Source organism: Thalassovita gelatinovora (assembly GCF_001458355.1).
Lineage (GTDB): Bacteria > Pseudomonadota > Alphaproteobacteria > Rhodobacterales > Rhodobacteraceae > Thalassobius > Thalassobius gelatinovorus.
Genome location: NZ_CYSA01000028.1, coordinates 67,229 through 93,806 on the forward strand (window position 1 = coordinate 67,229; position 26,578 = coordinate 93,806).

At 59.4% G+C, this 26,578-nt stretch carries 22 protein-coding genes; 8 read left to right on the forward strand and 14 right to left on the reverse strand.

Going from position 1 to position 26,578, the window contains the following annotated elements:
• Window positions 1-187 precede the first annotated feature (187 nt).
• From TG4357_RS17725 to TG4357_RS17740, 4 genes are all read left to right on the forward strand, one after another.
• Entirely contained in the window at window positions 188-1,096 is a 909-nt protein-coding gene (locus tag TG4357_RS17725) for an AAA family ATPase (protein ID WP_139193623.1), read from the forward strand.
• A 72-nt stretch (window positions 1,097-1,168) separates the two neighbouring features.
• A complete protein-coding gene (locus TG4357_RS17730; protein WP_058264253.1) occupies window positions 1,169-2,422 on the forward strand; it encodes a vWA domain-containing protein in 1,254 nt (417 codons plus the stop codon).
• Window positions 2,423-2,534: 112 nt separating this feature from the next.
• Window positions 2,535-3,500 carry an XdhC family protein gene (locus TG4357_RS17735; RefSeq protein WP_058264254.1) on the forward strand — a complete coding sequence of 322 codons (966 nt, stop codon included), beginning with the start codon at window positions 2,535-2,537 and terminating at the stop codon, window positions 3,498-3,500.
• Window positions 3,497-4,495: a molybdopterin-binding protein gene (locus TG4357_RS17740; RefSeq protein WP_058264255.1), complete on the forward strand. Its 999-nt coding sequence runs from the start codon at window positions 3,497-3,499 to the stop codon at window positions 4,493-4,495. Before TG4357_RS17735 ends, TG4357_RS17740 begins: the two co-directional genes overlap by 4 nt.
• Window positions 4,496-4,538: 43 nt before the next feature.
• Here the strand turns inward: TG4357_RS17740 and TG4357_RS17745 are convergent, their stop codons facing one another.
• Window positions 4,539-5,012 (reverse strand): flavodoxin family protein, encoded by a 474-nt coding sequence (locus TG4357_RS17745; protein ID WP_058264256.1) that lies wholly within the window; start codon window positions 5,010-5,012, stop codon window positions 4,539-4,541.
• A 304-nt stretch (window positions 5,013-5,316) separates the two neighbouring features.
• Here TG4357_RS17745 and TG4357_RS17750 point away from each other — a divergent pair, with 304 nt between their 5' ends.
• The 3 genes from TG4357_RS17750 (at window position 5,317) to TG4357_RS17760 (ending at window position 8,454) form a co-directional block, all read left to right on the forward strand.
• Window positions 5,317-6,327: a C4-dicarboxylate TRAP transporter substrate-binding protein gene (locus tag TG4357_RS17750; protein ID WP_058264257.1), complete on the forward strand. Its 1,011-nt coding sequence runs from the start codon at window positions 5,317-5,319 to the stop codon at window positions 6,325-6,327.
• An 82-nt stretch (window positions 6,328-6,409) separates the two neighbouring features.
• Window positions 6,410-7,054 (forward strand): TRAP transporter small permease subunit, encoded by a 645-nt coding sequence (locus TG4357_RS17755; RefSeq protein ID WP_058264258.1) that lies wholly within the window; start codon window positions 6,410-6,412, stop codon window positions 7,052-7,054.
• Entirely contained in the window at window positions 7,054-8,454 is a 1,401-nt protein-coding gene (locus tag TG4357_RS17760) for a TRAP transporter large permease (RefSeq protein ID WP_058264259.1), read from the forward strand. The genes TG4357_RS17755 and TG4357_RS17760 overlap by 1 nt, the downstream gene beginning before the upstream one ends.
• A gap of 49 nt (window positions 8,455-8,503) precedes the next feature.
• Here the strand turns inward: TG4357_RS17760 and TG4357_RS17765 are convergent, their stop codons facing one another.
• The 6 genes from TG4357_RS17765 to TG4357_RS19590 form a co-directional block, all read right to left on the reverse strand.
• The gene (locus TG4357_RS17765; RefSeq protein ID WP_058264260.1) at window positions 8,504-9,592 is read right to left on the reverse strand and encodes a DUF1513 domain-containing protein; all 1,089 of its coding nucleotides are present in this window, start codon (window positions 9,590-9,592) and stop codon (window positions 8,504-8,506) included.
• 3 nt (window positions 9,593-9,595) lie between these two features.
• Entirely contained in the window at window positions 9,596-10,606 is a 1,011-nt protein-coding gene (locus tag TG4357_RS17770; protein ID WP_058264261.1) for an imelysin family protein, read from the reverse strand.
• On the reverse strand, window positions 10,607-12,148 hold the full coding sequence (locus TG4357_RS17775) for a di-heme oxidoreductase family protein (RefSeq protein ID WP_082644195.1): 1,542 nt from the start codon (window positions 12,146-12,148) through the stop codon (window positions 10,607-10,609).
• Window positions 12,149-12,212: 64 nt separating this feature from the next.
• Window positions 12,213-13,478 (reverse strand): imelysin family protein, encoded by a 1,266-nt coding sequence (locus TG4357_RS17780; protein ID WP_058264262.1) that lies wholly within the window; start codon window positions 13,476-13,478, stop codon window positions 12,213-12,215.
• A gap of 57 nt (window positions 13,479-13,535) precedes the next feature.
• On the reverse strand, window positions 13,536-13,700 hold the full coding sequence (gene hemP, locus TG4357_RS19220) for a hemin uptake protein HemP (protein ID WP_074646949.1): 165 nt from the start codon (window positions 13,698-13,700) through the stop codon (window positions 13,536-13,538).
• A 5-nt stretch (window positions 13,701-13,705) separates the two neighbouring features.
• Window positions 13,706-13,870 carry a hypothetical protein gene (locus tag TG4357_RS19590; RefSeq protein WP_158509096.1) on the reverse strand — a complete coding sequence of 55 codons (165 nt, stop codon included), beginning with the start codon at window positions 13,868-13,870 and terminating at the stop codon, window positions 13,706-13,708.
• 228 nt (window positions 13,871-14,098) lie between these two features.
• Here TG4357_RS19590 and mnmH point away from each other — a divergent pair, with 228 nt between their 5' ends.
• Window positions 14,099-15,157 carry a tRNA 2-selenouridine(34) synthase MnmH gene (gene mnmH, locus TG4357_RS17785; protein ID WP_058264263.1) on the forward strand — a complete coding sequence of 353 codons (1,059 nt, stop codon included), beginning with the start codon at window positions 14,099-14,101 and terminating at the stop codon, window positions 15,155-15,157.
• On the opposite strand, the gene selD is transcribed toward mnmH, so the two are convergent.
• The 7 genes from selD to TG4357_RS17820 form a co-directional block, all read right to left on the reverse strand.
• Window positions 15,154-17,334 carry a selenide, water dikinase SelD gene (gene selD, locus TG4357_RS17790; protein ID WP_058264264.1) on the reverse strand — a complete coding sequence of 727 codons (2,181 nt, stop codon included), beginning with the start codon at window positions 17,332-17,334 and terminating at the stop codon, window positions 15,154-15,156. The two genes, mnmH and selD, sit on opposite strands and share 4 nt — an antisense overlap.
• Before the next feature lie 156 nt (window positions 17,335-17,490).
• Window positions 17,491-18,882 carry a siroheme synthase CysG gene (gene cysG / locus TG4357_RS17795; protein WP_058264265.1) on the reverse strand — a complete coding sequence of 464 codons (1,392 nt, stop codon included), beginning with the start codon at window positions 18,880-18,882 and terminating at the stop codon, window positions 17,491-17,493.
• 54 nt (window positions 18,883-18,936) lie between these two features.
• Window positions 18,937-21,582, reverse strand: a complete 2,646-nt coding sequence (locus TG4357_RS17800; protein WP_058264266.1) for a nitrate reductase — start codon at window positions 21,580-21,582, stop codon at window positions 18,937-18,939.
• Between the two features lie 61 nt (window positions 21,583-21,643).
• Window positions 21,644-21,973: a nitrite reductase small subunit NirD gene (gene nirD / locus TG4357_RS17805; protein WP_058264267.1), complete on the reverse strand. Its 330-nt coding sequence runs from the start codon at window positions 21,971-21,973 to the stop codon at window positions 21,644-21,646.
• Complete coding sequence (gene nirB / locus TG4357_RS17810) at window positions 21,970-24,411, reverse strand: nitrite reductase large subunit NirB (protein ID WP_058264268.1); 2,442 nt, start codon at window positions 24,409-24,411, stop codon at window positions 21,970-21,972. Before nirB ends, nirD begins: the two co-directional genes overlap by 4 nt.
• Window positions 24,408-24,884, reverse strand: a complete 477-nt coding sequence (locus TG4357_RS17815; RefSeq protein WP_058264269.1) for a globin family protein — start codon at window positions 24,882-24,884, stop codon at window positions 24,408-24,410. The genes nirB and TG4357_RS17815 overlap by 4 nt, the downstream gene beginning before the upstream one ends.
• 6 nt (window positions 24,885-24,890) lie before the next feature.
• A complete protein-coding gene (locus tag TG4357_RS17820) occupies window positions 24,891-26,573 on the reverse strand; it encodes an ABC transporter ATP-binding protein (RefSeq protein ID WP_058264270.1) in 1,683 nt (560 codons plus the stop codon).
• Between the last annotated feature and the right edge of the window lie 5 nt (window positions 26,574-26,578).

The window sequence follows — 26,578 nt, forward strand, 5'->3', positions numbered from 1 at the left end:
CGGTGCGGCCGGGTTTCGTCTTAGCCGCTTGATTATTGATGAAATCTTTACAGTTCAGGGCGGAAACCGTCAATCTTGCGCTGGGTCGCGTTCGCGCAGCCGTCCAGATATTTTTTGCAAACACGACAATGGTCGTGCTTGACGCTGCCCGCCGGGCCTGACTGACTGGCGCCAAGGGAGGATGACGATGACCGAAGTAACTTCGATTGACGACGTTCAGGCGCGGCTTGCCGGGCAGGACTATGTGTGTGGCCGGGCGCTGGCGACGGTGCTTTTCCTGTCGTTGAAACTGGGAAGGCCGCTGTTTCTGGAGGGCGAAGCCGGCACCGGCAAGACCGAGATTGCCAAGGCTGTTGCCGCTGCGCTGGGCCGTCGTTTGATCCGGCTGCAATGTTACGAAGGGCTGGACGCGTCCAGCGCGGTCTACGAATGGAATTTCGCCGAACAGATGATCGCCATCCGCACCGCCGAAGCCGCTGGTGGTGCTGACCGCGATATGCTGAAGACCGAACTGTTCACCGAAGACTACCTGATCGAACGACCTTTGTTGCAGGCAATGCGACCGCAGGCGGGTGGCGCTCCGGTGCTTTTGATCGACGAAATCGACCGCACGGATGAACCTTTCGAAGCCTTCTTGTTGGAAGCGCTCAGCGACTTTCAGGTCACCATTCCAGAATTGGGCACCATCACTGCGCCCGAACCTCCCATCGTGATCCTGACCTCGAACCGGACCCGCGAAGTGCATGACGCGCTCAAGCGCCGCTGCCTCTATCACTGGGTCGATTACCCCAGCTTCGACCGCGAAATCGAAATCTTGCACGCCCGCGCACCTGAAGCTGCCGAAGGGTTGTCGCGCGAAGTGGTGGCCTTTGTGCAGCGCCTTCGCACCGAAGACCTGTTCAAAAAACCAGGTGTGGCGGAAACCATCGATTGGGCCAAATGCCTGCTGGCGCTTGATGTTCTCGATCTTTCTCCGGAGGTCATCGCCGACACGATCGGCGCGGTGCTGAAATATCAAGACGATATCCAGCGGCTGCAAGGTTCCGAAGCCAAGCGGCTTCTGGATGAAGCCAAGGCATCGCTGGAACCGGTCTGATGATTCTTCTGTTGGAAAATATTCTCGGGGGCTGTGGGGGGCAGACAGTCCCCCACAGTTGCGGGTGACCCGATGGCGCAATTGCCTGAATTGGAACTCCCCGAGAATCCAAAACTGACCCAAAACATCACCCATTTCGCCCGCGCCCTGCGTAAGGCCGGGCTGCCGATTGGGCCGGGCCGGGTGATCGACGCGATCCGCGCCGTCGAAGCGGCGGGTTTTACCGATAAATTCGATTTCTACTGGACCTTGCATGCCTGTTTCGTGAACCGTCCCGAACATCGTGCCGTTTTTGCCCAAATCTTTCGCCTTTACTGGCGTGATCCGCGTTACATGGAACATATGATGGCGATGATGCTGCCCGCCATCCGCGGCGCGCAGGAAGAACGCAAGGCCCGGTCGGCGGAAAAACGCGCCGCCGAAGCGTTGCTGGAAGGGGTCGAACCTGACGTGCCGGAACAAGAGGCTCGCGAAGACGAAATTCTGATCGAGGTCGATGCCTCGCAAACGATGTCGAACGAAGAACGGCTGCGCACGCTCGATTTCGAACAGATGAGCACCGCCGAGGTTGCCCAAGCCAAGCGGATGCTGGCGCGGCTGCGGCTGCCGGTCAAGCCGATCCCGTCGCGCCGGACCCGGGCCAGCTTGCGCGGGCATCAGATCGATTGGCGCCGTACCTTGCGCGGCTCAATGCGGCAGGGCGGCGAATTGCATGATATCGCGTTGAAAAAACGCCGCCATCGCTGGCCGAACCTGATCGTGCTTTGCGATATTTCTGGATCGATGAGCCAATACAGTCGGATGGTTTTGCATTTTCTCCATGCGGTCGCGAATGAAAAGGGCGCGGGCTGGGCCAAGGTGCATGCCTTTACCTTTGGCACGCGACTGACCAATATCACCCGCCACATGCAGACCCGCGACGTCGATCAGGCGCTCAGCGCTGCCGGAGCACGGGCGCAAGATTGGGAAGGCGGGACAAGGATCGGCGACAGTTTGCACAGCTTCAACCGCGACTGGTCGCGCCGGGTGATGGGGCAGGGCGCGGTGGTGCTGTTGATCACTGACGGGCTGGACCGGGGTGATCCGGAAGCCTTGGCCAGGGAAATGGAACGGCTGCACCTGTCTGCGCGGCGATTGATTTGGCTGAACCCGCTGCTGCGCTGGGATGGCTTTGCACCTAAGGCCCAAGGCATCAAGGCGATGCTGCCGCATGTCGACGCGTTCCGTGCCGGTCATTCGGTGCAGACGCTGGAACAACTGGCCGAGGCGATTTCGCGCACCGATGACAGCGGCGACAAGGACCGGCTGATGGCGATGCTCGACTGAGCCTTGGTCGGACCTAGAGCCTGTATGGATTTCTCGCCTCGCCGGGGCGGCGCTCATGGACAACAGCAAATCTCGCGTTACCATTGCTGGTAATGGCTGGGGAAGGAACGACATGGACCGGTTTGATAATATTCCCGAAATCGCGCTGGACTGGCATCGTGCGGGCAAGGGCGCGGTTCTGGCCACTGTGGTGGAAACATGGGGCAGCGCACCGCGCCGGGTTGGCAGCCAATTGGCGATTTCCGGGCAAGGCGAATTCGAAGGGTCGGTTTCTGGCGGATGCGTTGAAGGTGCGGTGGTGGTCGAAGCGATGGATGCGCTGGAGGATGGCACCCATAGAATGCTGGAATTCGGGGTCAGTGACGGCGATGCTTTCGCGGTCGGGTTAGCCTGCGGTGGCACTATCCGGGTGCTGGTCGAACCGGTGGGTAAAGTTATGCCCGAGGCGTTGTTGGCCGACCTGGTCACAGCGCGGCAGGCGCGCCACCCCGTCGCCTATGTGGTCAATCCGGAGACCGGTCTTCGCAGCTTGGTCGATGATGGGTTTCCCAACCGGTTCCGGATGGATCGTTCGGGGGTCGAAGATGACGGTCAGACCTTCGTGGCGATTCACAATCCGCCCTTGCGGATGCTGGTGGTAGGGGCGGTGCACATCGCCCAAGCCCTCGTGCCGATGGCGCGGTTGCTGGGCTATGATCCGGTGTTGATCGATCCGCGCGAAAGCTTTGGGTCGCAGGCGCGCTTTCCCGGTGAAACCATCTTGAACGATTGGCCCGATGACGGCGTGAAGGCGCTGGGACTGGACAGTCGCACCGCGCTGGTGTTGCTGACCCACGATCCCAAGCTGGACGATCCCGCATTGGAACAGGCAATGGTGTCTGAGGTGTTTTACATCGGTGCGTTGGGATCGACCCGGACCCATGCAAAACGGGTGGAGCGGTTGCAGGCAAAAGGGTTCACCGACGATCAGATCGCCAAAATCCACGGCCCGGTAGGGTTGGATATCGGATCAGCCAGCCCGGCCGAGATCGCGTTGTCGATTTTGGCTGAATGCACGACCGTGTTGAGGAAAGGATGAGGTTTGGCCCGGTTCCCATTGGTCAGGCGGAAGGGGCAATTCTGGCGCATTCGGTTTCGCTGAATGGCAAACGGATGCGCAAGGGTGTCGTTCTTAGTGCGAACGATATCGCGGCGCTGCGCGGGGCGGGTATCGCCGAGGTTACCGTTGCCCGATTGGAACCCGACGATATCCACGAAGACACCGCCGCCGAGGCATTGGCCCGGTCGCTGGTGCCTGATCCCGATGCTGCTGGTCTGCGTCTGTCGAAACCATTTACCGGGCGGGTCAACATCACCGCCGATGGGCCCGGCGTTGTGGTGATGGATCAGGAGCGGCTGGTGGCACTGAACGCGATTGATCCGATGATCACGCTGGCAACGGTGCCGCCGTTTCAGCAGATGACCACAGGCGGCATGGTCGGCACGGTCAAGATCATTTCTTACGGTGTGGCGCAATCGGATGTCGAACAGGCCTGTGAACTGGGAGCAGGGGCGCTGCGGCTGGCGCGGCCGGTCTGTTGCACCGCGTCGTTGATCATTACCGATATTCCGGGGGGGGCAGGCGACAAAGGGCGCAAGGCGATCGAGGCGCGGGTGTCGATGTTGGGCATGTCGATGTGCGAATGCGGGCTGATACCACATCGCGAAGAAGATCTGGCGGCTGCGATTGCCGCCGCAACCGGCGATCTGGTGATGATCCTGACCGGATCGGCCACTTCTGACGCGCATGACGTCGCACCGCAGGCGCTGCGCCGCGCCGGGGGCCGGGTGGAACGGTTCGGCATGCCGGTCGATCCCGGCAATCTACTGTTTTTGGGGGACTTGGGTGATCGGCCGGTCATCGGTCTGCCGGGATGTGCCCGGTCTCCGGCGTTGAACGGGGCGGATTGGGTGCTGTCCCGTGTGGCCTGCGGTCTGTCCGTCAGTGCGGCGGATATTGCTGCGATGGGGGTGGGGGGACTGTTGAAGGAAATCCCGACCCGGCCGATGCCGCGGGCGGGACGTAAAGGCTAAGCCACCCTCCCTGCTTGTATTTTGTGGCTTCGGGCCAAGCGCATCAGCCCGTCAGTTGACGGGCGAATGTTTTAATCTTTGCGTTGTAATCATCCGCCTTGATTTCGTCATCTGTCAGGATCAAGATCGCGGCCGGGGCGCGGCCTATTTCATCTTCTAGTTGTTGAAGTACTTTTTCGGCGCCGCTACCACCTTGGGTGACAAATGCGGCATAATTTTCCAGTTCGGTGCCTTGCCGGTCAAGCCAACTCAGCATGGGGGCACTGATATGTCCGGCCCAGTTCGGTCCACCGATAATCACTAGAGGATACAGCCGCGCTTGCCGCTGTGGTGTTTTGATCGGGACCGGTTTCCGGGTCAGGGCTGCCCATCCTGCCGAAAGGTATGCACGCAATCCATCTTTTTGATTCTCTGCGATAATTTCCTCTACGTCCGCATCGATATGGCGTGCGAGCGTTTCAGCTACAGTGCGAGTGAAGCCTGTACGGGAATGGAAAACGATCAGGTTTGACTTCATTGTGATGAGTGTTCCAGAGCGGTGAAAATTTGGAAATTTCTGGGTTGTTGAAAAACATGTCGATCGAAAATGGCATTAAATATGTCATGTCGAATTTTTGACAGTTTTGGGATGAAGTCAATCCATTCTTTTAACTAAATTCCCGTTAAAGGTTAATGAAATGGATATGTTTAGGCGGCGACGTCCAGACCCGCAACAGAACTGTTTTCACAAAGCCCGGACGATGGGCTTGGCAGACTTCACCGTGTGGGCTAGCGTTTCCATGAGCGACCGTAGGGAGAAGGTCGCCAAATGGGAGAACAATATGACATCGATTTTTGCCAAAGCCGCCATTGCGGCCCTTGCTATGGGGTTTGCCACCGAAACCATGGCCGAGGAGTGGAATGTTTCGGTTTGGGGCAAGCGCCGCGCCTTTACCGAACATATTGAAAAGCTGGCCGAGCTGGTTTCGGAAAAGACCAATGGCGAGTTCACTATGAATATCAGCTATGGCGGGCTGTCGAAAAACAAAGAAAACTTGGACGGTATTTCTATCGGTGCTTTCGAGATGGCGCAGTTCTGCGCCGGATATCATCCCGATAAAAACCCGACGATCACGGTGTTGGAACTGCCCTTCCTGGGGGTCAACACTCTGGAAGAAGAAGTGGCGGTCAGCCACGCGGTCTATGCCCATCCTGCAGTGCAAAAGGATCTGGCGCGCTGGAACGCGATGCCTTTGATGACTTCGCCAATGCCGCAATACAACATCGTTGGCACCGGCGAACCGCGCGACACTTTGGAAAAGATGAATGGCATGCGGGTTCGCGCTACCGGCGGTATCGGTCAGGCATTCAAGGCGATTGGTGCGGTGCCAACCTCGGTAACGTCATCCGAAGCCTATACCGCGATGGAAAGCGGTGTTGTTGATACGGTGGCCTTTGCCCAGCACGCGCATTTTTCCTTCCGCACGATCGATCAGGCCACTTGGTGGACCGCCAACCTGAACCCCGGTACTGTAAATTGCCCGGTGGTGGTCAATATCGACGCTTATGAAGGATTAAGCGACGCGAACCGCGAAGCGCTGGACAGTTCGGTTGACGAAGCGATGGCATACTACCTCACCAATTACGGCAAGACGTTTGAGAAATGGGATGCGGTTCTGGCTGAAAAGAACGTGACCAAGGTCATGATGTCGGACGAAGAAATTGCCAAATTCAGAGCCACTGCCGCCGACCCGATCCGCGATGAGTGGATCACCAAGATGGAAGCCCAGGGCATTCCGGGTCAGGAACTGTATGATCTCGTGATTGAAACGCTGAAAAAACAGCGGATGTAATCTTGGCTATCACGAACCGCCCCGGCTCGTCGGGGCGGTTCGTATCATTGCAAGCATAATAAAAAAATTGGGGGGTGATGGAATGGCAGGAACTTCGGCTGTGCTCGAAGACGGATCAGTGCTGAGTCGTCTTGACGCCGGTTTGCACCGGGTCGAGACAGTGCTGGCATTGATCAGCGGTCTGGCTGTGTTTTCCTTGATGGTTCTGGCAGTGATATCGGTCAACGGGCGCAATCTGTTCAACGCGCCTTTGCCGGGCTATGTCGACTGGATCGAACAGGCGATGCCGCTTATTGCTTTTATGGCGGTCGCCTATACGCAACGCGATGGCGGTCATATTCGGATGGATATTCTGGTGGGCCGGTTGAATGGTCGCGCACTGTGGCTGGCCGAGATGGTCACCGCTTTGGTGTCGCTAATCCTGATCGCTTTGCTGGTCTGGGGCAGTTGGGAACATTTTCAGCGCAGTTTCGATTTTGCCGCGCCGCTTTGGAGCCGCGACAGTTCGATTGATATCGGATTGCCGATCTGGCCCGCCAAATTGCTGGCCCCGGTGGCGTTTTCTGTATTGTCTTTGCGCCTTGCCTTGCAGGTCTGGGGCTATGGCCGGGCGTTTGTGCTGGGATTGTCGGAACCTGTGGCGGTGCCTTTGGTGATGTCGGCGGCAGCCCAGGCGGCGGAAGAAGCACAGCATGTCAGTGCTCTGGATCAAGAGGAGGCACGCTGATGGATCCCATTGAAATCGGTCTTTGGGTTTCGGCCTTCATGCTGCTGCTGGTGTTGCTGGGCATGCGGGTGGCCTTTGCTGCTGGTCTGGCCGGTCTGGTCGGGCTGATATGGATTTTCTGGAACAAATTCGATTACGACCCGGCGCGGTTCGGCAAGGCGATGACCATCGCGGTCAAAACCGCCGGTCAGGTGCCGCATTCGAAAGTGTCCAGTCAGGCGCTGTCGCTGATCCCGACCTTCATCCTGATCGGCTATCTGGCCTATTATGCCGGTCTGACCAAGGCGTTGTTCGAAGCCGCCAAACGTTGGGTCGGCTGGTTGCCGGGCGGATTGGCGGTCTCGACTATCTTTGCCACTGCCGGTTTCGCCGCTGTTTCCGGTGCGTCGGTGGCAACTGCGGCGGTGTTTGCCCGCATTGCAATACCCGAGATGCTGCAAGCAGGCTATGACAAACGCTTTGCCGCTGGTGTCGTGGCGGCTGGGGGGACGCTGGCATCATTGATCCCGCCTTCGGCCATTTTGGTGATCTATGCGATCATCGTGGAACAGGATGTCGGCAAACTGTTGCTGGCAGGCTTTATTCCGGGGGCGTTTTCGGCGTTGATCTATGGTGGGCTGATCGTCGGATTGGCGCTGATCTTGCCGAAAATCGGCCCTCCGGTGAAGGGATTCACGTGGGGTCAGCGGCTGGCATCGCTGCCGCCGGCCTTTCCAATCTTCTTTGTCGTGCTGATCATCGTCTTTTTCATCTACAACCCGTTTGGCGGCGATGCTTGGGGAACGCCGACCGAAGGCGGCGCATTGGGGGCCTTTGTGGTGTTCCTGATGGCGGTTTATCGAGGCATGCGTTGGAGCCAGTTGAAGGATGCGCTGCTGGAAACGGCGAAGCTGAGTGCGATGATTTTTACCATCATCTGGGGCGTGCTGATCTATGTTCGGTTCTTGGGATTTGCCGATTTGCCGCACGCATTTTCCGATTGGATTTCGGGTCTGGAACAAAGCCCGATGCTGACGCTGATCATGATCTTGCTGGCCTATGCGGTGCTGGGGATGTTTATGGATGCGATCGGTATGCTGCTGTTGACCCTGCCAGTGGTTTACCCGGCGGTGATGGCGCTCAATGGGGGTGAAATGGTCAGCGCCGCCGACAGCGCCTTTGGCATGTCGGGGCCGATGTGCGCGATCTGGTTCGGGATTCTGGTGGTGAAAATGGCCGAATTCTGCCTGATCACGCCGCCCATCGGGCTGAATTGCTTTGTCGTGGCCGGGGTGCGCGACGATCTGAGCGTGCAGGACGTGTTCCGCGGGGTAACGCCGTTTTTCATTGCAGATGCAGTAACGATCGGGTTGTTGATCGCGTTCCCATGGATCGTTTTGTGGCTGCCATCTCTGGCCTGAAACGGTAAAATTTTAAAAGGGCGGGAAATGTGATGTTTCCCGCCCTTTTTCATGCGGTCAACGCCACCAGATGATTGTCCCATGCGACCGGGTGATCCACCGCCTTTGCCGCACCGGAAGTGCTGTAGCGCACAATCCGACCGCTTCCTGAAGTGGCGATATAGCCCGATGTGTTGGCGTTCAAACCACAGACATCGGTTTCGCCCCAATGCCCGGTAAAGCGGGTTTCTGCCACGTCGAAGGCCTGTACCATGCCGCCACGCGGCGAAGATATGGCGATCTGGTTGCCGTCGGCGCTGAACGCGATCGATCCGGCATAGTTTTTCATACCCCGGTGCAGGGCATCGGGGGCCTGCATCAACTGCGGTTCCTTCACCGATCCTGGATGATACAGCCCGATCAAGGGCGGCACGTCGCTGCTGTTGCCCTGCCATTGCATCGCAAACCCGACCATCCCATCGGACCGCAGCGACAAATGACGGATCGAATTGAGCCGCAACGCGATGTCCAGTTCGGTTATTTCTGTTGCGCCGTAATCCAGATCGAACAGTGCCAGATTGGCCCGCATGGTGGCCAGATTGAGCGGCGTACGACCCGATTCAGGATGGGTATCGATACCGCCATTGGCGATGACGAAATGATCCGAACCGGGCAGGCGCACAATATCATGCGGACCGACCCCGCCCGAGGCAAATTCACCCACCCTTGTATATTGCGTGGTCCGGTCCCAAATGCCGATCTGCCCGGTGCCCTGTTCGAAATCGTTTTCCGGGGTCAGCAACAGCCTTCCATCGGCGGTAAAGGCCCCGTGGCCCATGAAATGCCGACCCTGTGGGGTCTGCAATTCGGCCAGAACCAGACCGGAACAACAATCGATCACTTGGGCAAATGTGCCAGGGCGGCGCGCAAAGGCCACCGCTTCGGCCTTGGTCGGATGCGCTGCGGCGGCGTGGCCACGTCCCTGCAACGGCACCGAAAACAGGGCCGTCCCTTCCGATGTCAGGCCGAACAGGCGATAGCTGCCATCGGCAAGCTTGGCTGCGGACAAGAACGAGGGGTTGCCGATATCGGCCCAACTGACCTGAGGGGTGAGGCCCGCCGCCAGAAAACCGGCTAGAAATCTGCGCCGTGTCGTCATATCTTAATCTCCGTCCAAAGCATTGAACCCCGCCGCAACCCCCAATTCACCGCCCAGATTGGCGCTTTGTTGGTCACGGATCAGATCGATGGATTGCCGCAGCACGTCTGCACGTAGCCAAGCCGACGGATCGGACAAATCGGCAAAGATCGGGTCTTTGATCCTGCTTAGTGCCTCGTCGGCGGCATCGAATCCGGCATCCAATTGCACACCCATTTTGGGATGGCCCGTGGACAGCAATAGGGCGTTTTCATGCAAGCTGCTCAGCGAGAGTGCGATATTGTGCAGCGAACGGCCTGACCGCCAGGCTTCGGCCCGGTTCGGGCGCGGACGGTCGAACGTTCCCAAAGGGCGCCCCAGTCTGGTTTCCAGCGTGAATTGCAACCCAGTGGTGAAGGCTTTGTAAAGCTCCTGAACGACTTCTTCTTGAGTCTGGTAGGGGCTGTTTTCGGTGCCGGGATGAAGCACTTTATGCGCATAATCGGAATGCCAGTCCTTAGCGATGGCGGCTGTTGTCAAAGCGATGTCATGGGCGCTGGCACGGATCAAAGCGCAGGCATATTCGGGGGGATCGCGGAAACGGGTGTCGTAAAGCAGGAATTCCATTCCGTAAAATCCGCGCCCGGCAATCGACAGATGGGCAAAGCTTTCGGGATCATGAATGGCCGGATCTTGCGCTTTCAGCAATTGCGACAACACTTTGGGGGTGAAACCTTTGCGGTCGGGCCAGTAGGCCAAGCTGAAAGCGCGGTCGTTCTCTTCGGTTGGGCCGAAACGCAGGTGACTGACTTGCACCCATGCATCGAAGGCAGCGTTATAGGCGCTGCGAAGCGCCGGAGCCTCTGGGTTGCAATCTGCCTGTGCTGCGGCATCGAGACCGGCGCTGCGCGCCTCTAGCCGCTCAAAGCCGGGCAGGATCAAACCGGTAATCACGGCCTCGACCGGGTCGGCGGTTTCTGCGGTAGCGGCAACGGGCAGGCACAACATCAAGGCTGCAATGAGGGATCGGAGCATTCAGAGACTTTCCAAAAAAGATAGAAGTGAGTGACGGTCTTTGACCGGAAGGGAGCGGATATGAGATTGGGCCGCTTGGGCTTCGCCACCATGCCACAGAATGGCTTCCAGCAAGGTCCGGGCGCGGCCATCATGCAAGAAACCGGCGCGTTCCGATATTTGCTGTGCCAATCCGACGCCCCAAAGCGGCGCGGTGCGCCATTCGCGCCCCGTCGCCCGGGCTTCGGGGCGCGGGTCGGCCAATCCGTCGCCCATATCGTGCAGCAGGAAATCGGAATAGGGCCAGATCAGTTGAAACGAATGTTCGGGCCGGTCGGGCAACCGGTGGGTAACGAATTTCGGCTGGTGGCAGGCCGGGCAACCCGCCTGATGGAAGATTTGCTTGCCGCGCAGCACGTGCGGATCATCTACATTGCGCCGCGCCGGAACACCCAGATTGGCACTGTAGAGTGTCACGAGGTCCAGTGTGGTGGCGTCGGCCTCGTATCCACGGATATCTGCGTCGCCATGCTGCGCCTTACGGCAGGTCGTCTGCGCCGGGCTGCAATCCCCCCAAGGGTCGGAAAAGACCGGGGTGGAAATGCCCAGATCGGTCTGAAACGCCGATGCCGCTTGCTGTCGCACCGTGGGTTCTGCAGCCTTGTAACCGAACCGGCCCAGCATCGGCTGGGCGTATTCGACTGACCAGACGATATTGGCGCGGCCTGAAATGCCGTCGCCATCGCGGTCTTCGGGATCGGCCAGCGCCAGGATATCTTCGGCCGGGATCGCTTCGATCAGGCCCAGACCCAGCAGCGGCGGCGCAACGCGGGGGCTGATCATGACAGCATTGTCCAGCGGACCATACGCCAGATCGTCCAGCGTCAGCTGCGGAATGCGGAGGCTTGCCTCCCCGCCGATCAGGTCGATCCTGCGTTGTCCATACTTGACCCTGATCCGTGCTTCGGGTGCATGCCCGGGGGCGGCGAAATCCTGAATCTGACTGCCATAGGCCGGTTCGGGGGCGGTAGCCAGATAGTCTTCGATTGCGGCCATCCGTGCGTCGGATGCGGCGGGCACCGCCAGTTTTACCGCAAAGGACAGGGCGGTATCGTCCGGGCCATCGGGCGCATGGCCGCGCCCATCGTTGATATGGCAGTTGCTACAGGACCGGGTGTTGTAAAGTGGGCCGAGCCCGTCCGAGGCCCGGGTCGAAGACGGTGATGCCACCCATAGCTTTTCGAACAGCGCCCGGCCCAGTTCGAAATCCAGCCGATTTTCAAGATTTTCCGCGGGGTGTGAAAACGCGTTGTCCCCGCTGTTATAAGGCACGGTAGCGGCCCCGGCGGGTCGGTCTTCGAACGGTTCGGAGAATGTGAAATCCTTTGGTGCCGCCCGAGCTGTGGCAATACGGGCGGTTTCCTCTGCGCTACGGGGCTGCGGGTTAAGGTGGGGTTGGGACAGTCCCGGTTCGCCCCAGATGCGGGTGGCAAGGGCCAGCACTGCAATCAGTGGCGGCCAAAGCGGTCGGTTGAGCCTGATTTTGATCGCAAATGTTGTCATCTGGCTGTCTGATGATGAAGGGGTGGTCGGCGGGTGCCGAAGCACCCGCCGGGTTGACTTGGATTTACTGGAAGACCGCAGAGGGATCGTCGAGACTGTCGGAACCTTCGATCTGTGTTTGATCCAGTCCCAAAGCTATGATCACGCGTTCAATTGATTTAGTCTGATCAATCAATCCATTGACGCCTCCCATGATCAGTGCTTCGCCCCTGACGTTGCCGCGTTCCAGCATCTGATCATAGGCAAACCCGGTGTCGCCTGCTTCTTTCAGCGCTTCGAGAGCGGCCATTGTGGAGGCCAGCTTGGCTGTCATTTCGGCATCCAGTGCGGCGTTGTCGGCTGCGACCAGATCGGTCAGAGCCGGACCTTCGACAAGGCTACCGTCAATGCGGGTGTACCGGCCAAGATAGACGTTCTGGATGCCCATACCGTCGTAATAGTGGCTGTTATGGGTATTATCCGAGAAGCAATCATGTTCTTCCTCTGGGTCGTTGAGCATCAAGCCAAGGCGCATCCGTTCCCCGGCCAGTTCGCCGTAGGACAGGCTGCCCATGCCGGTCAGGATCGCGCTTAGCCCAGCGGTTTCATCGGCCAGAACATTGGCGCGGGCTTCACCGCCTTCGGCCCATTGCGCCACCATGTATTCCAGATCGGAAACCAGCAGATCGGTCGCGGCCTTCAGATAGGCGGCGCGGCGGTCGCAATTTCCGTTAGTACAGGCGTCGCCCTTGGCGAAATCGATCCAAGGCCGGTTTCCGGCACCCGCATCGTGGCCGTTCAGATCCTGCCCCCAAAGCAGAAATTCGATGGCGTGGTATCCGGTGGCGACATTGGAATCGATCCCATCGGCTTCGTGCAGGGTGTTTTGCAGCAGCTCCGGCGTGATGTCGATGGCGTCCACCTCGGTGCCCGACAGGGTAAAGACCGGCGTCGCCACCACGTTCAGTGCGGCATAATCGTTTTCATCCGACAAACCGTAGGCGCTATCGACATAATCGATCAGCCCTTCATCCAATGGCCACGCGTTTACCTTGCCTTCCCAGTCATCGACGATGGGATTGGCGAAGCGGAATACTTCGGTCTGCTGATAGGGATTGCGCGCTCTCAGCCAAGCGTCTTTTGCAGCTTGCAGGGTTTCTGCCGAAGGTGTGGTAATCAATGCCCCGACCGCAGCTTGAAGCGCCTTTGCGGTGATCAGACTGTCTTGAAAATTGGCTTCGCCAATTGTGGCATAGGTTTGTAGAACTGACTGGGGTGTCGGGGTGTCGGCCAGCGTGGCGGTTCCCAGCGTCAGCGCCAATGCAGAAGTGAGCAGAAAAGAGGGTCTCATCAAATCGTCCTCGTTTGGGGGCGTATTTACATGGACCGAAGCAGAGCTTCGGCAGTTCTATTTTGTCAGGATCAGCTTGCCAGCCCGGGTGATACGCAGGCTGTAAACCTGATCTTGCAGCACGATCAGCGCCTGATTTCCGCCTTGGGTCAGGTCTTCGGCGCTATGTGTCGGCAGTGCTTTGATAGCGACCTGCGCGGCACCATCCTTGCTTAGTCGCATGTTGCTCATGCCGGGGTCCGCCGCTGTTCAAACCGATCAAGAAGCCATTCTATGGAAAAGCAATCGCTTATCCCGGTTTCGGTCAGGATCGACAGGATCATCGGTCGATCACAAAAGACGGGCAAATCGCCCTGGTTTCGGTCAGCCATGCTGTTTTGCGCGGTTCTCATTGCGAACTTTCCTTGTTGCATCGGAATCGGGCTACCGCAGAGGGGCGGATGGCTGGATATGGGTGATTAACTGACTGAATTACTTGGGTATGTCAACATGAGTATTTTAATCAGATATAATTTTCTAGCATAAAACCACGATCCTAAAAAAACAGACGCTATGGCGGCTGGCAGCGGGATGCAGTAGGACGGAAGAAACGCGATGATTGGGAAAAACGACGCTGGACTATGGTAAAGAAAGAAAAACTGACCCGTCTTAGCGACCTTTTTTCGCTGCCCTATGACGAAATCATCGATGTGCGCGCGCCGTCCGAATTTGCCGAAGACCATGTGCCGGGCGCGATCAGCCTGCCGGTCCTCAGCGATGCGGAACGGGCCGAAGTCGGCACCATCTATGTGCAGCAGGATCCGTTTTTGGCCCGTAAACTGGGCGCGGCATTGGTGGCGCAGAACGCGGCCAAGCATCTGCAGGGACCGTTGTTTGACCGGACTGGTGGCTGGCGGCCTTTGGTCTATTGCTGGCGCGGCGGCCAGAGGTCGGGGTCGTTCGCTTCGATCTTGGATCAGATCGGTTGGCGGGTCGGGCTCATCGAAGGCGGTTACAAAACTTACCGCCGTTTGGTGGTCCAAGCGCTTTATGAAGATCCAGTGCCGCATCGGTTGATATTGATCGATGGGGGCACCGGCACCGGCAAGACGCGATTGTTGGACCAATTGCAACAAGACGGGGCGCAGGTTCTGGACCTCGAAGCGATGGCAGAACACCGCGGTTCGCTGTTGGGCGGATATGCCGGGGGGCAGCCATCGCAGAAGGATTTTGAATCGCGGGTCGCCATGGCGCTGTTACGGCTTGATCCGGAACGACCGGTCTTTGTCGAGGCGGAAAGCAATAAAATCGGTCGCCTGATCATCCCGCCGACGCTGTGGCAGAAAATGTTGCAAGCCGATCATCTGTTGATCACTGCGCCACTGGAGGCGCGGGCGCGATTCCTGACAGAAGCCTATCGTGACGTGATCGACGACACGGACGTGCTGTGTGAAACGTTGTCCTATCTGGTGCGGTTTCATGGGGCAGAGGTGGTGGAGCACTGGCAGCAACTGGCACGGGCGGGCAGTCATCGGCAATTGGCGCGGGAACTGGTCGAACAGCACTATGATCCAAGCTATCGCAGATCATCGCGCCGGGCGCGTGCGCCTTTGGCCGAAATTGCGCTGACCGGGTTGGAGGCCGCCGATTTGCAGATGGCGGCAACGCAAATCCAGGATGTCTTAGATCTACCGTCCTAGCGGCAAATGATGTCGGGTGCGCCCTTGGTTAAATGTCCAATCCGTACCGCTGGGACGCTGGCTTCGTGCAGCTTGTTCAAAATCCCGTCGGCCCGATCCGCAGCCACCGCAGCCAGCAGCCCACCCGCGGTTTGCGGATCGTGCAGCAGCGCGCCCTTGGCCCCCTGCGCGCCGATCAACGGAGCATGGGCAAGATTGGCATCATAGAGGCTTGATCTTATTCCGGCTTCGGCGAGGTTCTGCGCACCATCGTAAAACAGCAGATCGTCGACCATGATTACGGCTCCGGTGCCGGATGCCTTGCAGATTGCCTGCAAATGCCCGGCCAGACCAAAGCCGGTAACGTCGGTCATCGCATGGGCCTCGTGCAGGATTTCAGCCGCGCAAGCCTGAGACCGACCCATGATACCGAGCATATTCATCACATCGCGGCCATCTGCCCGCCCCTGCATTTCCGCAGCCAACACTGTGCCGCTGCCCAAGGGCCGGGTCAGGATCAGCACGTCGCCCGGATGGCCCCCCGATTGCAGGATCGGGGTTTCAGTCAGACCAGTCAGGGTGAAACCGATGGTCAATTCGCTGCCCAAAGTCGAATGCCCACCGACGATTTCGGCCCCCGCATCGCGGAACACTTCGCCTGCCGCATGCAGAATTTCGTGCAATGTGCGCCGTTGCAGTGTCGCGTTCATTCGCGGCAGGATCACGTTGGTCAGAACCGCCTGCGGCGCGGCCCCCATCGCCCAGATATCGCCCAAGGCATGGATCGCGGTGATCCGCGCCATCAGCGCGGGATCTTCGGTAAAGGCGCGCAGATGGTCGGTGGTCAGAACCTGTTGCACGCCGCCAATGCGCAATGTTGCGGCATCGTCCCCCGCCGCTGTCAGAACATCATCACGTTGGATTTTCGGCAGCGTGGAAATTGCATCTGACAACGCCCCGGGCCCCACTTTCGATCCGCAGCCGGCGCAGATCGGTTGCCCGTTGCCCAGTTCTTCGGCCACGCCAAGGGCCGCGACAGGCGGCAGGGTAGGTGTTTCCATCGCCGGAAGGTCTTGGAATTTCAGCATGAATTTCCGGTCGATTCGGTTTTTCCATCGCCACAACCACGGCCCCGACCAGGGGCGGCGGTACTTTTCCGCCAGCGCTGATTGACCGCCCAGCGATATCAGTTTCAGATAATCCTTCTGCGGATGGTAGGGCCGCAAGGATTGCCCGGTCAGCACGGCGCGCAGATTGTCATGCAACACCGGCGCCGCACGGACCGCATAGACACCGGCCTTGGGTCGGGGCGCGTGGCGCATATGGGCGCAATCGCCCACCGCGAACAAATCGGTATGTCCATCGACCTGCAGCGTCGGGCCAACGGTAACAAAACCGTCAGTCAGCGGTAGCCCGGTATTTTGCAACCAAGGCTGTGGCAAAGCACCCGCTGCGCCGATGGTCAGGGCCGAAGGGATCACTTCGCCCGATTTCAGGCGCGGCCCGTCCTTGGTGATTTCGGCGATTTCGGCCCCGGTCCAAAGCGTGACGCCGTTTTCCTTCAGCGCCGCCATCAAGCGCTGGCGGGTGTCTTCGCCGATGCCGGTCAGTTGATCGCGCGCCTCGATCACCGTGACTTCGGCCTTGCCGATAGCCTGATGCAGCGCAAAGGCCATCGCCATCGCCAATTCAACCCCGGCCACGCCACCACCGATGACCGTAACCGGGCCGGCTTCGCCGTTGGTTTTGGCGGTACTGAGGAACCCGCGCCAATGTTCGGCATAGTCATCCAGCGGTTTTGCCCCGATCGCATGGTCGGAAAAGCCGCGCAGCTGCGGCAATTCCGACGTGATCCCGATATCGAGAGAGGCAACATCGTATTCGATCACGCCATGATCCTGGACCGTCACCGTCTTTGAAACCGGGTCCAGCGCCACCGCGCGTCCGTCAATGATCCGAGCCCCGGCGAAACGGGCCAGTTTTACCAGATCGATTTCAAGATCGTTTTGTTGATAATGCCCGGCGATATGGCCCGGCAACATGCCCGAATACGGCGCGGTCGGGCCGGGGTTGATCACCGTCAATCGCACGCCCGGCAACGGTCGCATCCCCCATTTGCGCAGCACCAGCGCGTGCGCATGTCCACCGCCGATCAATACAAGGTCACGGGTCAGGGGGATTTGCATCTGCATTTGCATCGGCGGTGCCTTTCGCGGAGGGTGACACCGTTCTGGTAATCCGTTCGACGCGGTTGCGCCAGAGGGGAGCGCCGATTGCGCTTTGCGGTGTCAGGCTATGGGCCCGGGGTGATGCCGTTTTGCCTAAGAATTCGGGATCGGAGTGTTGGTGTCCGCTCAATCGGCCTGCTGCGCGCGCGCTGCGGGGGCTGCCATGTCGCTAGGGCAGCGGATCATCAGAACTGCCGGGTTGTTGAGACCGCTTTGCGCAATGGTGTCAACAAGGCGGTCAAGCCGCGACCTGACCGCCTGTTCCTTGGCGTGGCTGGCCCAGGCGACGACATCGACCTCGATATCTCCGGGCAGTCCCGCCTGCAGCAGGGCCGACTGCATCTCGGCGACCTTGTTCATCGCCATGTAAAGTACCACAAGCGTGCCCGGCAGCGCCATCTGTGCCCAGTCCGGCGCACCGCCGTCCGGTCCCAGTGTTCCGGTTGCCAAGGTTACCCGGTCGATCACGCCGCGTTCTGTCATCGGTCGCTGCAAGCTTGCCGCTGCGGCGCTGGCGGCAGTGATACCGGGGACGATTTCAACCGGGATGCCCGCCGCGCGGGCCGCGTCCAGTTCTTCGACCGCGCGGCCAAAGATCGACGGATCGCCGGATTTCAGCCGCACCACCTTGCGGCCTAGCCGCGCGGCGCTGATGATCAGATCATTGATCCGCTCCTGTGGCCAATGGCTGGCCCCGGGCAGTTTGCCGACAAACACCCGTTCGGCATCGCGCCGGGCCAGTTCCAGCAGATCGGGATCGATCAGCCGGTCATAGAAAATCACGTCTGCTTCCTGCAAACGTTCGACCGCGCGCAGGGTCAACAGATCGCGCGCGCCGGGACCGGCCCCGACCAGACTGATCAGCCCCAAATCGCTGCTGTCGGGGGCGCCACCGGCTGCAATCGCGGTTTTCAACAGGTCCGCAGCTTCGCGTTCGGCACCGCGTTTGAAAGCCATCCAAGGGGCGCTGTTGAAACCCCAGCGCCAGAAATCGCGGCGCTTGTGCTGGGGTACCTTTTGCGCCACCGCTCCGCGCAGGCGGCGGGCCAGAGCGGCAAAGCTGCCCAGACGCGGATCGAGCAATTGTTCGAAATCGGTTTTCAACCGCCGTGCCAATACCGGCGCGGCGCCTTCGGTGCCAATCGCCACCACCACCGGGTCACGGTCGACAATTGACGGTGTCGTAGCATCGCATAGATCAGGGCGATCAACCACGTTCACCGTCGCCCCGGCTTGTTTGGCGATCCCGTGCAGCAGCGCGTCGTGTTCGGCATCGCCACTGGCGATGAAAACCAGCGCGGTATCGGCAAAGCTTTCTGGCGTGGCGGGGCTGGGGTCGTGCTGGGCGCGGCCCTCGGCCACGATGGCATGCAATTCGTCGTCCAGATCCGCGGCCAGCAGCACCAGCTTGGCTTCGGTCTTGAGCATCAGACGCGCCTTTTGCGCTGCCTGTTCGCCACCGCCCGCGATCACCACTCGACGACCGGTCATTTTCAGAAACATCGGAAAGGATTTCATGCGCGCTCTCCCGGATTGGGGACCACATAGCGGGTCATCGATATCATGCAAGCCTTATTCGGCGGCCTGCTGCGGTTGGGACGAGGCCAGAAGTGCTGCAAGTTCCGGGCGACAGGAGCCACAATTGGTACCCGCGTTCAGGGCCTCTCCGATGGCTTCGACGCTGATCAAATGCTGATCGGCGATGGCGCGCAGGATGGTATTCACTCCAACATCGAAACAAGCGCAGATCGTTGCGCCGGGATCGGGCTGGTCATTCGCCGGGCGTCCGGCCAGCGCATCCGCAGGCGCATTGCCCAGCAACCCGGCTAGATGGCTGCGCGATACCGGCACCGGGGAGCGGGCAACAAATAGCGCACCGGTCAGAACGCCATTTTCAACCATCGCAATTCGAGCCCCGCCGCGGGCCGGGTCAAGCACACTGATCACCTGCGCATCCGGGTGCCCCAGCAAGGCAGTGGCGTAACTTTCCCAGTTGTCCGGTGTTTCGGTGTCAGCCAGTTCAACCCGCCACCCCTTGGCGGCGCGGGCGCTGGCCCAATAACCGCTTTGTGCGTCAGGCCGGTTCACGGTGACGGCAAAGCCGAACCAAGCGGCGTGGTATTTTTCGATCCGAACCACCGATGCCTTGGATTCAGGCTGCCCGGACACCGGGTCCACATGGGCGCTGACCAAGGTGTCGATCTGGCCCCTGGAGGCATATTGCGATGTCCAGTGCATCGGCGCAAAAGCCTGCCCTCGACCAATCCGGTCGGTGATCAACACGCGTAAGATGGCATGGCCGTGCGGGCTTCTGATCCACGCCAGATCGGCCACGGCAAGTCCCAGATCGGCGGCGTCATCGGGGTGAATTTCGATAAACGGTTCAGCCAGATGTTGCGACAAGCGGGCCGATGTCCCGGTACGCGTCATGGTGTGCCAGTGGTCGCGCACCCGACCGGTATTCAACACGTAGGGATAGTCGGCCGATGGCACCGATTGGGGTGGCCGAAACTGGATCGGTAACATTCGGCCCCGGCCCGATGGGGTGAAGAAACGACCATCGCCAAAGAAGCGCCCTCCAGCCCGATGAGCCGTTTGCGGCCAGTGCAGCGGCGCCAGGTCTCCATATTCAGAATCCGAAATTTCCTGCATGGCCGAGATGTCGAAATCCCGGCCCAACTGACCGGCGATGCCCGAAAGGGCGGCATATTCGCGGAAAATCTCTGCCGGGCTTTGATAGTCGAAAGCCGACGCCCAGCCCATCCGTCGGCCGACATCGGCGATGATGTCCCAATCGTGCCGTGCTTCCCCGGGTGGCGGCAGAATGGCGCGCTGGCGCGAAATGCAGCGTTCGGAATTGGTTACTGTGCCGTCCTTTTCACCCCAGCCGGTGGCGGGCAGGATCACGTCGGCCAATTTTGCAGTGTCAGTGTTGCCATACATGTCGGACACGACCACGAAATCGCAGCCTTCAAGCGCGGTGCGTACCGCGTCCGCTTCGGGCATCGATACCACCGGATTGGTGCAGATGATCCAGATCGCCTTGATCCGACCGTCAGCGACAGCGCGGAACATGTCGACCGCTTTCAATCCGGCCTCGACCGGCATCGCCGGGGCGTTCCAGAATGTTTTGACCGCGCTGCGATGGTCGGCGTTTTCGATGTCCAGATGACAGGCCAGCATATTGGCCAAACCGCCCACTTCACGCCCGCCCATCGCGTTGGGTTGACCGGTCATGCTGAACGGCCCGCAGCCCGGTTTGCCGATCCTGCCCGTGGCCAGATGGCAATTGAGGATGGCGTTGACCTTGTCACTGCCGGAACTGGATTGGTTCACGCCCTGACTGAACACGGTGACGACCTTGTGGGATGTGATCCACAGATCGCAAAATGCTTGCAGATCTGCCTCGCTCAGCCCTGTCACGGCGCTGTCGCAGCGATGAGCGGTGGCCAGCGCGGCGTCGAACCCTTCGACATGGTCGCGGATGAAATCGGCATCGATCGCACCTTGTGCATATATTTCCACCAGCAGGCGGTTGAACAGGGCAGCATCACCGCCTGGGCGGATCGACAGGTGCAGATCGGCAATATCAGAGGTTGCGGTGCGGCGCGGGTCGATATTGATCACTTTCATCTGCGGGCGCGCTTTTTTCGCCGCGACGATGCGCTGATACAGCACTGGGTGGCACCAAGCCAGATTAGACCCGGTCAGCACGATCAGATCGGCCTGTTCCAGATCGGTATATTGCCCCGGTACGGTATCGGTGCCAAATGCGCGTTTGTGCCCGGCGACGGTCGAGGCCATGCAAAGCCGCGAATTGGTGTCGATATTGGCCGAACCGATGAAGCCTTTCATCAGCTTGTTGGCGACATAGTAATCTTCGCTCAGCATCTGGCCCGAAACATAAAACGCCACGCTGTCGGGGCCGTGTTTGGCGATCATGTCTTGGAATTTCCGCACCACCAGATCGAGCGCGTCATCCCAACCGGATCGTGCGCCCGCAACCACCGGGTACAGCAACCGGTCTTCGGTTGTGACGGTTTCCCCCAAGGCCGACCCTTTGGAACATAGCCGCCCGAAATTGGCGGGATGGTCCGGGTCGCCCTTGATGGTCAATCCGCCGATCCCGTCCGGGGTCGCCAAGACGCCGCAGCCGACGCCGCAATAGGGACATGTGGTGCGCCGGGCGCAGGGCTGGGCAAGTGTGGGTGCGGGCATCGGGAACCTCGGGACGTGGTGAAAAGCGCTCGCGCCGATCGGCGCGGGCGCGTTGGGGGAGTTATGCGACCTGGCGGTTCAGGCGGGACCCGTCCAGCAGGATACGTCCGTTTGCGACCCGCACGGCATGGGTTTCGATTTCGCCTTCATCGGCACCTTGGGCCTGACCTGTTTCCAGACTGAACACCCAGTTATGCAGAGGGCAGGTGACAGAACGGCCATGAACGATGCCTTCGCTCAATGGTCCGCCTTTGTGCGGGCAACGGTCGGCCGTGGCAAAAACTTCGTCTTCTGCCGGTCGGAAGATGGCGACGCAGCCCAGTTGGGTTTTTACCACCCGCGCACCGCGCAGGGGAATTTGGTCGATCGGACCAATATCGAGCCAGCTCATTCCGCTGCCTCCAATGTCAGATCGACCAACGGGCGGAACTGTTCCGCTTCGCCGGGTTGTGCCTGTTCCGCCCATGGGTCCTTGCGATAGATGGATTGGGAAATTTCGAACCGCTCGCACAGCGCCTTGCGGTTTTCCGGATCATCAACGACCTGTAGCTTGACCCAGTCCAGACCGACCTTGGCGACGAATTTATAGCCGCGATCCAGATATTTACCGTTTTCACGGTAAAGCTGGATATAGGCGGTGGTGACTTCGATGGCTTCTTGCTCTGTGGCGACCTTGGCCAAAGGCTCGGTTTCCTTCAAATCCATGCCTGCCGCGCCGGCGACGCTGATTTCGTAGCCGCTGTCGACACAGATGATGCCGACATCCTTGCAGGTTGCTTCGGCACAGTTGCGCGGACAGCCCGAAACGCCCAGCTTGACCTTATGCGGTGTCCATGATCCCCAAAGCAGCTTTTCCAGCTTGATGCCAAGCCCGGTGCTGTCCTGAGTACCAAAGCGGCAATGATCCGACCCGACACAGGTTTTCACCGTACGCAGCCCCTTGGAATAAGCGTGGCCGGATACCAGCCCGGCCTGATTGAGATCGTACCACATCGAAGGCAGGTCTTCGCGCTTGACCCCGAGCAGGTCGATACGCTGTCCGCCGGTCACTTTCACCGTCGGTACGTTGTATTTTTCCGCCGCATCGGCGATGGCGCGCAATTCCTGCGGCGTGGTGATGCCACCCCACATGCGTGGCACTACGGAATAGGTGCCATTCTTTTGAATATTGGCATGGCGGCGTTCGTTGACGAACCGTGACTGCGGATCGTCGGCATAGTCCAGCGGCCAGTCGGCCAGCAGGTAATAGTTGATCGCCGGGCGGCAGACATGGCACCCATTACGGGTTTTCCAACCCAGTTCCTGCCATACCGCGTCCTGGCTTTTCAGGGCCTGCGACTTGATCAGGCGGCGGACGTCTTCGTGGGTCAGGTCGGTGCAGCCACAAACCGACCTTTCGGTCGGCATGTCGAAATCGTCGCCCAAGGTGGCGGCCAGCACTTGTTCAACCAAGCCCGAGCAGGTCCCGCAGGACCCGCTGGCCTTGGTGACGGCGCGCACGTCCTCCAGCGTATTGGCGCCGTTATTGATTGCAGTGACGATCTGCCCTTTGCAAACGCCGTTACAGCCGCAGATTTCTGCATCATCCGGTAAGGCTGCAACGGCTGCCATAGGGTCCGCTGTGGCCCCCCCTTGATAGGCAGGCCCAAAAATCAACGTGTCCCGCATGTCCGACACATCGGTGCCGTCCTTGATCATGTTGTAGAACCAACTGCCATCGGCAGTGTCGCCATACATCACCGCACCGATGATCCTGTCTTCCTTGAGGACCAGCCGTTTATAGACGCCGCGCGCCGGGTCGCGATAGACGATGTCTTCGCGGTCTTCGCCTTCGGCGAAATCGCCCGCAGAAAACAGATCGCAGCCGGTGACCTTCAGCTTGGTCGAGACTTCTTTTGGGGTGAAGGTGGCGGATTGCCCGATCAGGGTCTGGGCGACGACCTTGGCTTGATCGTATAGCGGCGCCACCAGACCGAAAAGCTGGCCTCGATGTTCCACGCATTCGCCTAGTGCCAGAATATCTGGATCGGAGGTCAACATGGCATCGTCCACGCTGATTCCGCGTTCCACTTCAAGATGCGCGTCGACGGCGAGACGCGTTTCGGGACGAATTCCGACCGCCATCACCACCATATCGGCTTCAAGGCCGGTATTGTCTTCGAGCATCACACCTTCGACCCGTTTTTCGCCCAGGATGGCGGCGGTGGAGGCGCGGCAGATCACCTTGATGCCGCGATCTTCAAGCGCGCGCCGCAGAAGATAGCCTGCAGCTTCATCGAGTTGGCGTTCCATCAGGTGACCCATCAGGTGTAACACAGTCACATCCATGCCGCGCATCTTCAGCCCGGCCGCAGCTTCAAGCCCGAGCAAACCGCCACCGATCACCACCGCCTTGGCACCGGGGCGCTGCGCGGCGTCGATCATCGCATTGGTGTCATCGAGATCCCGATAGGAAACCACGCCGGGCAGATCCTTGCCCGCGACCGGAATGATGAAAGGGGCTGACCCGGTGGCGATCAGCAGTTTGTCATAGGGGGCTTCACCGTTCTGCCCGACCACGACCTTGCGCGCACGGTCGATCTTGACCACATGTTCGCCGAAGCGGCAGGTGACACCATTGGCGGCATACCAATCGTCGTCATGGGTGATGATTTCTTCATAGGTTTTTTCGCCCGACAGGACCGGTGACAGCATCAGCCGGTTGTAGTTGCCGCGCGGTTCCGCGTTAAAAAGAGTGACTTCATAGGTGTCGCGTGCCTGTTCAAATAAATGTTCAAGCGCCCGGCCCGAAGCCATTCCGGCGCCGATGACGACGAGTTTCTGTTTCATGCCCAAAACTTCCAGAATGGTTTTGTGGGGGCCGTCGCCGCGATTACTTCGGGCGCCGGTGCGGTGGAATATGCGGTGTCTTTCATGACGCCGCTCAGCGTGGCGTAGGCGGCCCCCCAGGCGTCTTTGACTTCGGGGGTGAAGTCATCGCCCAGTCCCTTTTCAAGGGTGAACAGCAGCGATGCGCCGACCGCGTCGTAATCTTCGGCCTGAACGCCATAATCGACGTGTTTGATCGCCAGCTGTTGGGCCACGGGCACAATTTTATCCAGATCGCGCAATCCGTTCACAACCACGCCCAGAGTGGCCATCAGCTTCGCCCCCTGATCCTTCATATCAGCTTGGGCGAAATAGGGTTTTACCTGCGGCGCGGTTTCAAACAGGTTCGCATAGAAAATTTCTGCCGCTGCGTCCTTGATCGGTACGACCTTGGCAAAGCTGTCCTGCACGAGAGTGATCGTTTTATCGTCCATTGTGACTTACTCCGCTGCTATGGGTTTGGGGGTAGGGGTCTTCTTGGGTTTCGCGCCGTGTTCGTATTCTTCCAGAAAACCGAGAACTTCCTGCCGGAAGTTGTAGTAATCAGGATGCCCCAAAAGCGCTTTGCGGCTGCGTGGGCGGGGCAGGTCGACATCGACGATCTTGCCAATGGTGGCTTGCGGTCCGTTTGTCATCATCACCACCCGGTCGGCCAGCAGGATCGCTTCGTCGACATCATGGGTGACGCAGATCGCTGTCACCTTGGTGCGGTCCCAGACTTCCATCAGCACTTCTTGCAATTCCCAGCGGGTCAGACTGTCGAGCATCCCAAAGGGTTCATCGAGAAGCAGTAGTTTTGGGCTGAGAGCAAAGGCGCGGGCGATGCCGATGCGCTGTTTCATGCCATTTGACATTGCATGTGCCGGGCGGTCCATCGCTTCGGCCATGCCAACCCGTTCAAGGTAATAGTCGATCACGTCCTGACGTTCGGCCCGCGATGCTTTGGGGTAAACCTTGTCCACCCCGATGGCGACGTTTTCCCGCGCCGTCAGCCAGGGGAACAGATTGGGCGACTGGAACACCACTGCGCGTTCGGGATCGGCGCCTTCGACATGGCGACCGTCAAGTCGGATGCCACCCTTGGAAATCTCGTTCAGCCCGGCGGCCATGGTCAGCACCGTGGATTTGCCGCAGCCCGAATGACCGATCAAGGATAGGAATTCGCCGCGATTGAGCTTGAGATTGAAATCCTCGACCACGGTCAGTGGTCCCTTGGGGGTCGCATAAACCTTGTGCAGTTGAGAAAAATCGAGGAAATTTTGTTCGATCAGACCCTTGGTGGCATCCTGTATCGCTGAGGGCACACCGTGGATCGGTTCCACATCTGGCAAGGTACGGGTACCTTCGGTCTTGGATTTTATCCCGACATCCATCAGGTATTTGGTAATTTTTGCGCGTAATGCCTTGAACCCTTTGTGGTGGTTCATTTCCGTCCGGTCGCGCGGTCGCGGGATATCGACCTTGAACGGATCGGCCAGTGTGCCATCGGGATTGAGTGGAATGATCCGGTCGCCCATGATGATGGCTTCATCGACATCATTGGTGATCAGAATGCAGGTTTTTTTGTCTGCATTCCAGATATCGAGGATCTCATCGGCCAAATTGGCCCGGGTCAGCGCATCGAGCGCCGACAGCGGTTCATCCAGCAACAGGACTTCGGGATTCATTGCCAGTGCCCGGGCCACGTTGACCCGCTGGCGCATGCCGCCTGACAATTCTGCCGGGCGGCGGCTACCTGCATGGCTAAGGCCGACCATTTTGACGAAATGGGCCACCTTTTGCGCACGTTCGGAATTGGACAGACCGGGGAAAATCGTGTCTACCGCCAGCCCGACATTGCCGTTCACCGTCAGCCACGGCATCAGCGAATAGTTCTGAAAGATCACGCCGCGTTCGGGGCCGGGGCCAGTGATCGGCTTGGACTTGAAATTGACCGTGCCGCTGGTTGGGGCTTCCAGCCCGGCCATCAGATTGATCAGCGTGGTTTTGCCTGACCCGGAAAAGCCCAGCAGTACCAGAAATTCACCTTCTTCGACCTGAAGATCGATGTTTTTCAACACATTCTGGCGCGCGGTGCCTTCGCCGAAGCTTTTGCATACGTTGTTGAATGAAATCACTGACATGGGGC